Source organism: Citrobacter sp. Colony219 (genome assembly GCF_019382635.1).
Classification (GTDB): Bacteria; Pseudomonadota; Gammaproteobacteria; order Enterobacterales; family Enterobacteriaceae; genus Citrobacter; species Citrobacter youngae.
In genome coordinates, this window is sequence record NZ_CP080033.1 from 1716849 (window position 1) to 1730322 (window position 13474).

The 13474-nt window shown below is 50.7% G+C and carries 9 protein-coding genes and 7 tRNA genes; 4 read left to right on the top strand and 12 right to left on the bottom strand.

Going from position 1 to position 13474, the window contains the following annotated elements; all coding sequences use genetic code 11:
* Window positions 1-42: 42 nt before the first annotated feature.
* The 12 genes from JTI85_RS07410 to nagB all read right to left on the bottom strand — a co-directional run bounded on the left by JTI85_RS07410 (window position 43) and on the right by nagB (window position 7080).
* A tRNA-Gln gene (locus JTI85_RS07410) sits at window positions 43-117 on the bottom strand.
* A 36-nt stretch (window positions 118-153) separates the two neighbouring features.
* A tRNA-Gln gene (locus tag JTI85_RS07415) sits at window positions 154-228 on the bottom strand.
* 43 nt (window positions 229-271) lie between these two features.
* Window positions 272-348: transfer RNA gene (locus tag JTI85_RS07420), tRNA-Met, on the bottom strand.
* Between the two features lie 21 nt (window positions 349-369).
* A tRNA-Gln gene (locus JTI85_RS07425) sits at window positions 370-444 on the bottom strand.
* A gap of 37 nt (window positions 445-481) precedes the next feature.
* Window positions 482-556: transfer RNA gene (locus JTI85_RS07430), tRNA-Gln, on the bottom strand.
* A gap of 23 nt (window positions 557-579) precedes the next feature.
* Window positions 580-664 (bottom strand) — tRNA-Leu (locus tag JTI85_RS07435).
* An 8-nt stretch (window positions 665-672) separates the two neighbouring features.
* Window positions 673-749, bottom strand: a tRNA-Met gene (locus JTI85_RS07440).
* Between the two features lie 223 nt (window positions 750-972).
* On the bottom strand, window positions 973-2637 hold the full coding sequence (gene asnB / locus JTI85_RS07445; protein ID WP_003835552.1) for an asparagine synthase B: 1665 nt from the start codon (window positions 2635-2637) through the stop codon (window positions 973-975).
* A gap of 300 nt (window positions 2638-2937) precedes the next feature.
* Window positions 2938-3690: a ribonucleotide monophosphatase NagD gene (gene nagD, locus JTI85_RS07450; protein WP_048212284.1), complete on the bottom strand. Its 753-nt coding sequence runs from the start codon at window positions 3688-3690 to the stop codon at window positions 2938-2940.
* Between the two features lie 151 nt (window positions 3691-3841).
* Window positions 3842-5062: an N-acetylglucosamine repressor gene (locus JTI85_RS07455; protein ID WP_061067521.1), complete on the bottom strand. Its 1221-nt coding sequence runs from the start codon at window positions 5060-5062 to the stop codon at window positions 3842-3844.
* 8 nt (window positions 5063-5070) lie between these two features.
* Window positions 5071-6219, bottom strand: coding sequence for an N-acetylglucosamine-6-phosphate deacetylase (gene nagA, locus JTI85_RS07460; RefSeq protein WP_061067522.1), 1149 nt, complete (start codon window positions 6217-6219; stop codon window positions 5071-5073).
* Window positions 6220-6279: 60 nt separating this feature from the next.
* Window positions 6280-7080 carry a glucosamine-6-phosphate deaminase gene (gene nagB, locus JTI85_RS07465; protein WP_003022803.1) on the bottom strand — a complete coding sequence of 267 codons (801 nt, stop codon included), beginning with the start codon at window positions 7078-7080 and terminating at the stop codon, window positions 6280-6282.
* Between the two features lie 350 nt (window positions 7081-7430).
* Between nagB and nagE the strand changes: the two genes are divergently transcribed.
* The 4 genes from nagE (at window position 7431) to chiQ (ending at window position 13463) form a co-directional block, all read left to right on the top strand.
* Window positions 7431-9380, top strand: a complete 1950-nt coding sequence (gene nagE, locus JTI85_RS07470) for a PTS N-acetyl glucosamine transporter subunit IIABC (protein ID WP_048212281.1) — start codon at window positions 7431-7433, stop codon at window positions 9378-9380.
* A 187-nt stretch (window positions 9381-9567) separates the two neighbouring features.
* Window positions 9568-11235 carry a glutamine--tRNA ligase gene (gene glnS, locus JTI85_RS07475; RefSeq protein WP_048212280.1) on the top strand — a complete coding sequence of 556 codons (1668 nt, stop codon included), beginning with the start codon at window positions 9568-9570 and terminating at the stop codon, window positions 11233-11235.
* A 439-nt stretch (window positions 11236-11674) separates the two neighbouring features.
* Complete coding sequence (gene chiP, locus JTI85_RS07480) at window positions 11675-13081, top strand: chitoporin (RefSeq protein WP_048212279.1); 1407 nt, start codon at window positions 11675-11677, stop codon at window positions 13079-13081.
* Window positions 13082-13130: 49 nt separating this feature from the next.
* Complete coding sequence (chiQ, locus tag JTI85_RS07485) at window positions 13131-13463, top strand: ChiQ/YbfN family lipoprotein (protein ID WP_005121405.1); 333 nt, start codon at window positions 13131-13133, stop codon at window positions 13461-13463.
* Window positions 13464-13474: the final 11 nt, after the last annotated feature.

The window sequence follows — 13474 nt, forward strand, 5'->3', positions numbered from 1 at the left end:
TTTATAAAAGCAAAAAGCTCGCCGAAGCGAGCTTTTTTAATATGGCTGGGGTACGAGGATTCGAACCTCGGAATGCTGGTATCAGAAACCAGAGCCTTACCGCTTGGCGATACCCCAACGGGTGCACCCACAGAGTGGACGACTTTTTGAAATTGGCTGGGGTACGAGGATTCGAACCTCGGAATGCTGGTATCAGAAACCAGAGCCTTACCGCTTGGCGATACCCCAACAATTTTTTGGATTTACCGAACGAGTCGATACGTCCTTAATATGGTGGCTACGACGGGATTCGAACCTGTGACCCCATCATTATGAGTGATGTGCTCTAACCAGCTGAGCTACGTAGCCTGATACTATCATATTCTTCGATGGCTGGGGTACCTGGATTCGAACCAGGGAATGCCGGTATCAAAAACCGGTGCCTTACCGCTTGGCGATACCCCAATGACCGTCGCGGTGAACCGCTATATCGAAGAAAAAATGGCTGGGGTACCTGGATTCGAACCAGGGAATGCCGGTATCAAAAACCGGTGCCTTACCGCTTGGCGATACCCCATCCGTGCAACGCTTACGGGTGAATGGTGCGGGAGGCGAGACTTGAACTCGCACACCTTGCGGCGCCAGAACCTAAATCTGGTGCGTCTACCAATTTCGCCACTCCCGCAAAAAAGATGGTGGCTACGACGGGATTCGAACCTGTGACCCCATCATTATGAGTGATGTGCTCTAACCAGCTGAGCTACGTAGCCATCTTTTTTTCGCGTAACCTTATCGGCGTTGCGGGGCGCATTATGCGTATTGAGCCTTGAAGCGTCAACCCCTTTTTCATTGAAAATAGCTGGAATGTGACTGTTTGGTTAGGTTGCGAACAGCATGACGCAATATTCGGCAATTATTAGTTATTAATTGTTTTTTAGCACAGAAAACAGACATAAAAAAAGAGCCCCGCAGGGCCCTTTTCTAAGGATTAACTTATTTATAAGCGGACTGGTGTACGCCAACCGCGCGACCAGACGGATCGTTCATGGTTTTAAACGCTTCATCCCATTCGATCGCTTTGGCGGAAGAACAGGCAACAGAAGGGCCGCCCGGAACACATTCCGCAGCGCTGGCAACCGGGAACAGTTCTTCGAAAATCTCACGGTACAAATACGCTTCTTTCGACGATGGCGTGTTGTACGGGAAACGGAAGCTGGCGGTTTCCAGTTGTTGGTCGGAAACTTGCTCTGCAGCGACTTCTTTCAGCGTGTCAATCCAGCTGTAACCGACGCCGTCAGAGAACTGCTCTTTCTGCCGCCATGCGACGCTCGCCGGCAGGTAGGATTCAAAACATTCGCGCAGAACATGTTTTTCCATTTTGCCGTTGCCGCACATTTTATCCTGCGGGTTGATGCGCATCGCCACATCAAGGAATTTTTTGTCCAGGAAGGGCACGCGAGCCTCCACGCCCCAGGCTGACATGGCTTTGTTGGCACGCGCACAGTCGAACATGTGCAGCGCCTGCAGTTTACGCACGGTTTCTTCATGCAATTCTTTCGCGTCTGGCGCTTTGTGGAAGTAGAGATAACCGCCAAACACTTCGTCTGACCCTTCGCCCGACAGCACCATTTTAATGCCCATTGCTTTAATCTTGCGCGACATTAAGTACATCGGCGTCGAGGCACGAATGGTTGTAACATCGTAGGTTTCGATGTGATAAATCACGTCGCGGATAGCATCCAGACCTTCCTGCACGGTGAAGTGGATCTCGTGGTGCACGGTACCCAGATGGTTTGCTACTTCTTGTGCGGCTTTCAGATCCGGTGCGCCTTCGAGGCCGACGGCGAAGGAGTGCAACTGCGGCCACCAGGCTTCACTGCGTTCCTGATCTTCAACACGACGCGCGGCGTATTTTTTGGTGATTGCGGAAATGACCGAAGAATCCAGACCGCCGGACAGCAATACACCATAAGGAACATCTGACATCAGGTGGCTTTTCACCGCATCTTCCAGCGCCTGACGCAGCTCGTTTTTATCGGTAACGTTGTCTTTTACCGCATCGTATTCAAACCAGTCGCGCTGGTAGTACTGACGAATTTCGCCGTCTTTACTCCACAGATAGCTACCGGCCGGGAATTCTTTAATCGTACGGCAAACAGGAACCAGTGCCTTCATTTCAGACGCAACATAGAAGTTACCGTGTTCGTCGTAGCCCATATACAGTGGGATGATCCCGATGTGATCGCGGCCAATCAGGTAAGCGTCCTGCTCGCTGTCGTACAGCGCGAAGGCAAACATGCCTTGCAGGTCATCCAGGAACTCTGGGCCTTTTTCCTGATACAGCGCGAGGATAACTTCACAGTCGGAACCTGTCTGGAACTGATAGCGATCGCCGTATTCAGCGCGCAGCGCCTGGTGGTTATAAATTTCACCGTTAACCGCCAGGATATGCGTTTTCTTCACGTTGTACAGCGGCTGAGCACCGGCGTTGACGTCGACGATGGACAGACGTTCGTGTGCCAGAATGGCGTTATCACTGGCGTAAATACCCGACCAGTCCGGGCCGCGATGACGCATCAGACGAGACAATTCCAGGGCTTTTTTACGCAGTTCAACTGCGTCAGTTTTAATATCGAATACGCCAAAAATAGAACACATAACCTTCTCCGTTAACCTGTTGCGTGATGCTTTTTATGTTTGCTTGATAAAGAAAATGCCGCAAAGCGGGAGAGGGCGCAAGCGAATTGCGGGTCAGAAAATAAAAAATGCAATGGTCATTGTGGATTGGTGAAAAAAGATTATGTAATGAACATTGTTATTGATGAATCAGCAATGAAATGGTGATTTTATTGAATGGATAAGATTCTGTAGGCTGGATAAGGCGTTTAGGCCGCCATCCGGCAATAACGCTGTAGAATTGCCGGATGGCGACGCGGGGGCTCTTATCCGGCCTACGGATTAAATGACGTCAATCTCGGCAACGGAGGGATAGATCCAGCTTGGTCTGAATGGCATGTTGTCAATATCGTCAAGTTTGGATACGCCAGACAGTACCAGGATAGTTTCCAGACCCGCCTGGAAACCTGCCAGAATATCGGTGCGCAGATTGTCGCCAACAATGACCGTTTCTTCTGAGTGCGCCTGCATTTTGTTGAGTGCCGCGCGAATAATCCACGGGCTGGGTTTGCCGACATAAAACGGTTTACGGCCGGAGATCTTCTCAATACCGGCGCAGAGCGCACCACAGGCCGGGTAAAAGCCGCGACCATGGGTATCCGGGTTAGTGGCGATAAAACGTGCGCCGTTAGCCACAAAGTATGCCGCTTTATGCATCATGTCCCAGTTGTACGAACGGGTCTCTCCGACAATGACAAAATCAGGGTTAACGTCGGTAATAGTAAAGCCAGCTTTATACAGCTCATGGATTAACGCACCTTCACCCACCACGTAGGCTTTTTTCCCTTCCTGACGACGGAGAAAATCAGCAGTAGCCATAGCGGAAGTATAAAAGACGCTATCGGGGACATTCACACCCGCGGTGGCGAAGCGGTTTGCCAGATCTTGCCCGGTCTGCGAAGGGTAGTTCGTCAGCAGGACTAACGGTAAACCTTTCTCCAGAATGCCGGTCAGAAAGTCTGCCGCACCTGGTACGGCAACATTGTCGTGCATCAGCACGCCGTCGATATCACAAATTACATTCTTAATGGTCATGGACAATCCGACATTAAAAAAAGAAGGCATTACTATACACAAAATACACTACATCATTCGAGTTGCATCAAGGCGGCAAGTCTGCGAACTCCTGGAGCTTACTGAAATAAGTGACCGGGGTTCGCAGATGTAGCTTGAAGGATGACGTGTATTAGCTTTCCAGCAAACGCTGCAGCAATGTCCCGTTGAGCATTGCGCGTTTCACCAGCGCAAATGCACCAATCGCTGAACGGTGATCCAGCGTGGAACGTACCACCGGCAAATTGTGGCGAAACGCCTTCAGTGCCTGATTATTAATGCAGCTTTCTATTGCCGGAAGCAGGACTTTATCTGCTTCGGTAATCTCACCGGCAATGACGACTTTTTGCGGGTTAAACAGGTTAATCGCAATCGCGATGGTTTTACCCAGGTGTCGACCAACGTGCTCGATAACTTCTGCTGCCAGATTGTCACCTTTATTGGCTGCCTTACAGATAGCTTTGATACTGCAATCATCCAGCGTGAGCCGGCTTGGATAGCCTTGCTTTAGCAAGTTTTGTACGCGGTGTTCGATAGAAGCATTGGCCGCAATGGTTTCCAGACAGCCGAAATTACCGCAGTGACAGCGCTCACCCAGCGGTTCTACCTGAATATGACCAATCTCACCCACGTTGCCATTGCGACCGATAAAAATGCGGCCATTGGAGATAATCCCTGCGCCGGTTCCGCGGTGAACACGCACCAAAATGGAGTCTTCGCAATCCTGGCTTGCTCCGAAATAGTGCTCAGCCAGCGCCAGGCTGCGAATATCGTGACCAACAAAGCAGGTGACCTTAAAGCGTTTTTCAAGTGCTTCGACCAGCCCCCAGTTTTCAACCTGAATATGGGGCATATAACGAATGACGCCACTTTCGGGGTCAACGAGGCCTGGCAGGATGACAGAAATTGCGATCAACTCGCGGATTTTCCGCTGGCAACTGTCAATAAAGGTGGCAATCGTATTGAGCAGCGCATATTCCAGCGTTTCCTGGGTGCGCTCCGGGAGAGGGTAATGCTCTTCGGCGACCACTTTGCTGCTCATATCATAGAGCGTCAGCGTCGTATCGTGACGGCCAAGACGCACGCCAATTGCGTGGAAATTACGGGTTTCGGTGACGATGGAGATAGCGCGGCGGCCCCCGGTGGAGGCCTGCTGATCGACTTCTTTGATCAGCCCGCGTTCGATCAGTTGACGCGTAATTTTGGTTACGCTGGCGGGGGCAAGCTGGCTTTGCTCGGCAATCTGAATTCGCGAGATTGGCCCATGCTGGTCAATCAGGCGATAAACCGCCGCGCTGTTAAGCTGTTTTACGAGATCAACATTACCTATTTGAGCTTGTCCGCCTGGTGTCATTCTTTCTCTTACTCAGTAACGACCTCGTTGCCATTAACGATGGTCTTGATAATTTTAAAGTCGTGCGTGAACGCGGTCAGGTTGGCTACTTTGCCTGGCGCGATGCTGCCGAGTTGTTTGTCGACGCCAATGGCGCGAGCAGGGTAGAGCGTTGCCATGCGCAGGACTTCGTCCAGTGCGATACCGCAATGTTCAACCAGATTGCGTACACCTTCGATCATGGTTAATGATGAACCGCTCAGCGTGCCGTTCTCATCAACACACAGTCCATTGCGGTAGTATATTGTTTTACCAGCGAAAATGAACTGCTCAATGTTTGCCCCCGCCGGCGCGGTCGCGTCGGTGACCAGGCACAGCTTGTCGCCTTTCAGGCGTTTAGCATTGCGGATGTTGGCATAGTCAACATGCATGCCATCGGCGATGATACCGCAATAAATATCTGCCTCATCCAGAATCGCGCCTGCCAGACCTGGTTCGCGACCGGTAATATAAGGCATCGCGTTGAACAGATGTGTTGCAAAGGAAATGCCTGCACGGAAACCGATTTTTGCTTCCTTCAGCGTCGCGTTAGAGTGGCCCGCAGACACCACGATACCTGCATTCACCAGTTGGGTGATCACTTCGACGGGAACCATTTCAGGTGCCAGCGTCACTTTGGTGATGACATCCGCATTATCGCACAGGAAATCGACAAGTGCAGCGTCCGGTTGACGCACAAATCCCGGATTATGCGTACCTTTTTTCACCAGGTTCAGCCACGGACCTTCAAGGTGTAGCCCTAATGCTTGATTTGGATGCTTAGCGAGGTATTCACGCATGACGCGAACGCCCTGCTTCATCAGGTCATCGCTGGTGGTGATTAGCGTTGGCAGATAGTTGGTGCAGCCAGATTTTTCATTGGCTTTTTGCATGATTTCCAGCGTCTCAACGGTAACGGCTTCTGCCGTATCGTTAAACTGTACACCGCCACAGCCGTTTAACTGCACATCAATAAAACCGGGGGAGACAATGGCTCCATTCAGCGAGCGCTGTTCAATCCCTGACGGCAATTCAGACAGTGGGCAAACGCTATCGATCAGGCCATTGGCGACAACAATCGCATGGTCATCAAGAATTTCGTGACCGGTAAAAATCCGGCCCTGGGTTAAAGCATACATTCCGACCCCCGATTTCAAAAAAATGCCGCCCTGCACGTTTTCGACAGGGCGGAGACATCATTACAGACCTTTAATATTTTCCGCTTCTAACTCGTTAAAGTATTTCAGCGTCTTCACTTTCAGTTCCATAGTGGAAGGTTCATCGCAGACCACAACTGCTTTCGGATGAAGCTGCAGACAGCTGATGGTCCACATATGGTTAACGTTGCCTTCAACAGCCGCCTGCAGCGCCTGCGCTTTCTGGTGACCCAGCACCAGGATCATTACTTCTTCAGCATCCAACAGGGTGCCCACGCCTACGGTCAGTGCATATTTAGGCACCTGGCTTACGTCGCCGTCAAAGAAGCGTGAGTTTGCTACGCGGGTGTCGTGGGTCAACGTTTTGATACGGGTACGGGAAGCTAAAGAAGAAGCGGGTTCGTTGAACGCAATGTGTCCATCGTTACCTACGCCGCCCATAAACAGATGGATTTTACCGTAAGAACGGATTTTCTCTTCATACTGACGGCATTCTGCATCAATATCCGGCGCGTTACCATTGAGGAGGTTGATGTTTTCTGCTGGAATATCAACATGATCAAAGAAGTTACGGTGCATAAAGCTGTGATAGCTTTCCGGATGTTCCTTCGGCAGGCCAACGTATTCGTCCATGTTGAAAGTGACAACATGTTTGAAGCTCACCTGACCCGCTTTGTGCATTTCGACTAATGCTTTATAGGCAGTCAGCGGAGTGCCGCCAGTCGGCAGGCCCAGAACGAACGGACGATCTGCCGTTGGTTTGAACGCGTTAATGCGGTTAACGATATGGCGAGCAGCCCATTTGCCGACTTGTTCAGCGGTATTCAGGGGGATCAGTCTCATTCTTCACCTCAAATGTAAATGTAAGCAGTTGGCGGATTGAGTCTCTGTGCAGTATTAAGCGTAACCTGGTTTTGCATCGGTAAGGATCAATCCGTTTCGATTTTTTGAATGATAAAATAAGTTTTCGTAGTTAGCCAGTGTAAGGGAGGGTTAATAACGATATTTGGTGATTGGAATCACAAAAAACACGCTTTTAATTTGCGATACGAATTAATTTTTCACACACTCTGAATGTAGATGAATGGTTAATGTTGTTGTCCCAAAATCTCTTGCTGTTGCAGTTAGGAATAGTCGCACAATAAAAATATGGCTTCAAAGGAGCCTAATCGGGGTCTCGTAGGGGGAATAAAATGAATATTTTAGGTTTTTTCCAGCGGCTGGGTAGGGCGTTACAGCTCCCCATCGCGGTGCTGCCAGTCGCGGCACTGTTGCTGCGATTCGGCCAACCAGATTTACTGAACGTACCCTTCATCGCGCAAGCGGGTGGAGCTATCTTTGATAACCTCGCGTTAATTTTTGCTATCGGTGTGGCTTCCAGCTGGTCTAAAGACAGTGCGGGTGCGGCAGCGCTGGCAGGTGCGGTTGGTTATTTCATATTGACCAAAGCAATGGTTACCATTAACCCGGCGATCAACATGGGCGTGCTGGCGGGTATCATCACCGGTCTGGTCGGCGGTGCTGTGTATAACCGTTGGTCTGGCATCAAACTGCCTGATTTCCTGAGCTTCTTCGGCGGCAAACGTTTTGTACCCATCGCTACTGGCTTCTTCTGTTTGATACTGGCTGCTATCTTCGGCTACGTGTGGCCGCCGGTGCAGAATGCCATCCATGCGGGTGGTGAGTGGATCGTGGGCGCTGGCGCGCTGGGTTCTGGTATTTTTGGCTTCATCAACCGTCTGCTGATCCCAACTGGTCTGCATCAGGTGCTGAACACCATCGCCTGGTTCCAGATTGGCGAATTCACTAACGCTGCAGGTACCGTATTCCACGGTGATATCAACCGCTTCTACGCGGGTGACGGCACTGCGGGTATGTTCATGTCTGGCTTCTTCCCGATCATGATGTTTGGTCTGCCGGGTGCGGCTCTGGCGATGTACTTCGCCGCGCCAAAAGCGCGTCGTCCGATGGTCGGCGGTATGCTGCTGTCCGTTGCTATCACCGCATTCCTGACCGGTGTTACCGAGCCGCTGGAATTCCTGTTTATGTTCCTGGCTCCGTTGCTGTACCTCCTGCACGCCGTTCTGACGGGTATCAGCCTGTTCGTTGCGACGCTGTTGGGGATCCATGCGGGCTTCTCTTTCTCCGCAGGTGCTATCGACTACGTGTTGATGTACAACCTGCCGGCTGCAAGTAAGAACGTCTGGATGCTGGTCGCCATGGGTCTGGTGTTCTTCGTTATCTATTTTGTGTTGTTCAGCGCGGTTATTCGTTTGTTTAACCTGAAAACGCCGGGCCGCGAAGATAAAGAAGACGAGATTGTTACTGACGAAGCAAACAGCAATACCGAAGAAGGTTTAGCTCAACTGGCAACCAACTACATTGCTGCGGTTGGCGGTACGGATAACCTGAAAGCGATTGATGCCTGTATCACCCGTCTGCGTCTGACCGTTGGCGATTCTGCCCGCGTCAATGATGCGATGTGCAAACGCTTAGGCGCATCGGGTGTGGTTAAGCTGAACAAACAAACTATTCAGGTTATCGTGGGTGCGAAAGCTGAATCTATCGGCGACGAAATGAAGAAAGTTGTGGCACGCGGCCCGGTTGCGGCAGCGTCTACTGACAATGCCCCGACAGCGGCTGCCCCGATTGCAAAACCGCAGGCTGTCGCGAATGCGGTCACCATTGAAGCGCTGGTTTCTCCGATTACCGGTGATGTGGTTGCACTGGAGCAGGTGCCTGATGAAGCCTTCGCCAGCAAAGCAGTGGGTGACGGCGTGGCGGTAAAACCAACGGATAAAATCGTGGTTTCTCCGGCAGCGGGTACTATTGTGAAAATCTTCAACACCAACCATGCGTTCTGTCTGGAAACGGAAAAAGGCGCGGAAATCGTGGTCCATATGGGTATCGATACCGTGGCGCTGGAAGGTAAAGGCTTTAAGCGTCTGGTTGAAGAAGGTGCGGTTGTTGCAGCGGGTCAACCGATTCTGGAAATGGACCTAGAGTACCTGAACGCCAACGCACGTTCCATGATTAGCCCGGTTGTGTGCAGCAACAGCGATGATTTCGGTGCGCTGGTCATCAAAGCCGAAGGTCATGTGGTTGCCGGTCAGACACCGCTGTATGAGATTAAAGGTAAATAACTGCTCCTGAGAAAAGTGAGTTAAGTGCCTTAAGCGGCGGGGGAGATTCCTCCGCCGCTTTTTTTTGCAGCAAATACCCTCATATATCCTGTTGAAACACCTTTTTTGTGCAACTAATAGTTGTCTCCTGACGTCGCTTATAAGATCATGTTCCGTTATACGTTGTTTACGCTTTGAGGAATCCACGATGAGTGAGGCTGAAGCCCGCCCGAGTAACTTTATTCGTCAGATCATCGATGAAGATCTGGCCAGTGGTAAGCACACCACTATCCATACACGTTTTCCGCCGGAGCCAAATGGCTATCTGCACATTGGCCACGCGAAATCCATTTGTCTGAACTTTGGCATTGCGCAAGATTACCAGGGCCAGTGCAACCTGCGTTTTGATGATACGAACCCGGTTAAAGAAGATATCGAGTACGTTGAATCGATTAAAAACGACGTTGAATGGTTAGGTTTCCACTGGACTGGCGACATTCGCTACTCTTCGGATTACTTCGATCAGCTTCACGCCTATGCGGTAGAGCTTATTAATAAAGGCCTGGCGTACGTTGACGAACTGTCAGCGGAAGAAATTCGCGAATACCGTGGCACGCTGACTCAGCCAGGCAAAAACAGCCCGTACCGCGATCGTAGCGTTGAAGAAAACCTCGCGCTGTTTGAAAAAATGCGTACCGGTGGTTTTGAAGAAGGTAAAGCCTGCCTGCGTGCGAAAATCGATATGGCTTCGCCGTTTATCGTGATGCGCGATCCGGTGCTGTACCGTATTAAGTTCGCTGAACACCACCAGACCGGCAATAAGTGGTGCATCTACCCGATGTACGACTTTACCCACTGCATCAGCGATGCGCTGGAAGGCATCACGCATTCACTGTGTACGCTGGAGTTCCAGGATAACCGTCGTCTGTACGACTGGGTGCTGGACAACATCACTATTCCGGTTCATCCGCGCCAGTACGAATTCTCGCGCCTGAATCTGGAATACACCGTGATGTCCAAGCGCAAGCTGAACCTGCTTGTGACCGACAAGCACGTTGAAGGCTGGGATGACCCCCGTATGCCGACGATCTCTGGCCTGCGTCGTCGCGGTTACACCGCTGCCGCGATCCGTGAGTTCTGCAAACGCATTGGCGTGACCAAGCAGGACAACACTATTGAGATCGCTTCTCTGGAATCCTGTATCCGCGAAGATCTGAACGAAAACGCCCCGCGCGCGATGGCGGTTATCGATCCGGTGAAACTGGTTATCGAAAACTACCCGCAGGGCGAAAGCGAACTGGTCACCATGCCTAACCATCCGAGCAAGCCGGAAATGGGCAGCCGTGAAGTGCCGTTCAGCGGTGAAATCTGGATCGACAGGGCCGATTTCCGCGAAGAAGCCAACAAACAGTACAAGCGTCTGGTGATGGGTAAAGAAGTCCGTCTGCGTAATGCTTACGTGATCAAAGCTGAGCGTGTCGAGAAAGATGCAGAAGGGAAGATCACCACCATTTTCTGCACCTACGATGCTGACACCCTGAGCAAAGATCCGGCCGATGGTCGTAAAGTTAAAGGTGTTATTCACTGGGTGAGCGCGTCCCATGCGCTACCGATTGAAATCCGTCTGTACGACCGTCTGTTTAGCGTGCCAAACCCGGGGGCAGCGGAAGACTTCCTGTCCGTTATTAACCCGGAATCGCTGGTTATTAAGCAGGGTTACGGTGAGCCTTCGCTACAGGCCGCTGTTGCTGGTAAAGCGTTCCAGTTCGAGCGTGAAGGGTATTTCTGCCTCGACAGCCGCTACGCAACAGCTGACAAATTGGTGTTTAACCGCACCGTGGGTCTGCGCGATACATGGGCTAAAGTAGGCGAATAAACCGTCGTTACGCATCATCTTTTCAAACGCCGCACTCTGCGGCGTTTTTTTTCGCCTGAAAATGGTTAGCAGACTCTATTTGCGCAGCGAAATAATTGTTATTCAGGAATGGTTTTTGCCGTTTATATTTTTCTAACAAAAACCTTGTTTTATCAGCCACTCTGGACTGAAACCGATTTCATCTTTATGGAAAACAAGCCTTTTTTCAATTTTTCAACGCTTTTTTAACTCCCAATGAAAATGTAACAGAAAGCAATGAAATATGTGCGGTTGCTCATGTTCTTACATACTGGTTACAAAAAGAGATTGATAATTCGCGTCGCGAAAAATAGTCTATTCATTGTAGTCAATGAGGTTTTCTCAGCGCTACTTTTTTAATTTTTGCTTTTTCGCTGTCCGCTTTTATCGGCAGCATTTTTATGTCAAAGAGGATTAACATATGCGTACGTTTAGTGGCAAACGTAGTACGCTGGCGCTGGCTATCGCCGGTATCACAGCAATGTCGGGTTTTGTTGTCGCTCCCCAGGTTCACGCCGAAGGTTTTATTGATGACTCTACCTTAACTGGCGGCATCTATTACTGGCAGCGTGAACGTGACCGTAAAGATGTGACCGACCACGACAAATACAAAACCAACCTTTCTCACTCCACCTGGAACGCTAACCTCGACTTCCAGTCCGGTTATGCGGCCGATATGTTTGGTATTGATATCGCAGCATTCACTGCTATTGAAATGAACGAAAGTAGCGAAAGCGGCCATCCAAACGAAATCGCATTCTCTTCAAAAAATAAAGGCTATGACGAAGATTACTCCGGCGATAAGAGCGGGATTAGCCTGTATAAAGCGGCAGCCAAATTCAAATTTGGCCCAACCTGGGCGCGCGCTGGTTATATTCAGCCAACCGGGCAAACTCTGCTGGCACCACACTGGAGCTTTATGCCTGGTACCTATCAGGGTGCTGAAGCCGGTGCCAACTTCGATTATGGCGATGCGGGTGCGCTGAGCTTCTCCTATATGTGGGCCAACGAATATAAAGCACCGTGGCACACCGAAGTCGATAAATTCTATCAGGCCGATAAAAAGACCAAAGTTGATTACCTCCATTCAATCGGCGCAAAGTATGACTTCAAAAATAACCTGCTGTTGGAAGCAGCATTCGGTCAGTCTGAAGGCTACGTCGATCAGTATTTCGCCAAAGCCAGCTACAAATTTGATTTAGGCGGTAACCCGTTTACCACCAGCTACCAGTTCTACGGTGCCCGCGATAAGGTTGATGACCGCACAGTTAACGACATTTATGATGGCACGGCCTGGCTGCAGGCACTGACCTTCGGCTACAAAGTGGCAGAAGTCGTTGATCTGCGACTGGAAGGGACCTGGGTTAAAGCTGACGGGCAGCAGGGCTACTTCCTGCAGCGTATGACCCCGACCTATGCGTCTTCAAACGGTCGTCTGGACGTTTGGTGGGATAACCGCTCTGACTTCAACGCCAACGGTGAAAAGGCCGTGTTCTTCGGCGCGATGTATGACCTGAAAAACTGGAACCTGCCTGGCTGGGCAGTGGGCGCATCATACGTTTACGCGTGGGATGCTAAACCGGCTACCTGGCAGCTCAACCCGGATGCGTACTACGACAAAAATCGTACTATTGAAGAGTCGTCTTACAGCCTGGATGCGGTCTATACCCTGCAGGATGGCCGTGCGAAGGGCACTATGTTTAAACTGCACTTCACCCAGTACGACAACCATTCAGATATTCCGAGCTGGGGCGGTGGTTACGGTAACATCTTCCAGGATGAGCGTGACGTGAAATTCATCGTTATTGCTCCGTTCACCATCTTCTAATGCCGACAGAGGCAGGCCGCAAGCCTGCCGTTTTGTTGAGGAATGTGTTATGAAAAAGCTGATACTCATCGCCGTCATGGCATCAGGGCTGGTTGCCTGCGCGCAATCACCCGCGCCGAAAGAAGATAGCCGTCTTAAGGAAGCCTATAGCGCGTGTATCAATACCGCGCAGGGTTCGCCGGAGAAAATCGAAGCCTGCCAAAGCGTGTTGAATGTGCTGAAGAAAGAAAAACAGCACCAGCAGTTTGCGAATGAAGAAAGCGTGCGCGTACTGGATTACCAGCAGTGTATCCAGGCAACGCGTACGGGTAACGATCAATCCGTTAAGGCCGATTGTGATAAGGTCTGGCAGGAAATTCGCAGTAATAATACGGCGAAATAAAACGTGGTATG

What these genes read in the sequence shown, in the direction of transcription:
- asnB (WP_003835552.1), bottom strand. Translation starts at nt 2,637, where the DNA reads ATGTGTTCTATTTTTGGCGTATTCGATATTAAAACTGACGCAGTTGAA.
- nagD (WP_048212284.1), bottom strand. Translation starts at nt 3,690, where the DNA reads ATGACCATTAAGAATGTAATTTGTGATATCGACGGCGTGCTGATGCAC.
- JTI85_RS07455 (WP_061067521.1), bottom strand. Translation starts at nt 5,062, where the DNA reads ATGACACCAGGCGGACAAGCTCAAATAGGTAATGTTGATCTCGTAAAA.
- nagA (WP_061067522.1), bottom strand. Translation starts at nt 6,219, where the DNA reads ATGTATGCTTTAACCCAGGGCCGGATTTTTACCGGTCACGAAATTCTT.
- nagB (WP_003022803.1), bottom strand. Translation starts at nt 7,080, where the DNA reads ATGAGACTGATCCCCCTGAATACCGCTGAACAAGTCGGCAAATGGGCT.
- nagE (WP_048212281.1), top strand. Translation starts at nt 7,431, where the DNA reads ATGAATATTTTAGGTTTTTTCCAGCGGCTGGGTAGGGCGTTACAGCTC.
- glnS (WP_048212280.1), top strand. Translation starts at nt 9,568, where the DNA reads ATGAGTGAGGCTGAAGCCCGCCCGAGTAACTTTATTCGTCAGATCATC.
- chiP (WP_048212279.1), top strand. Translation starts at nt 11,675, where the DNA reads ATGCGTACGTTTAGTGGCAAACGTAGTACGCTGGCGCTGGCTATCGCC.
- chiQ (WP_005121405.1), top strand. Translation starts at nt 13,131, where the DNA reads ATGAAAAAGCTGATACTCATCGCCGTCATGGCATCAGGGCTGGTTGCC.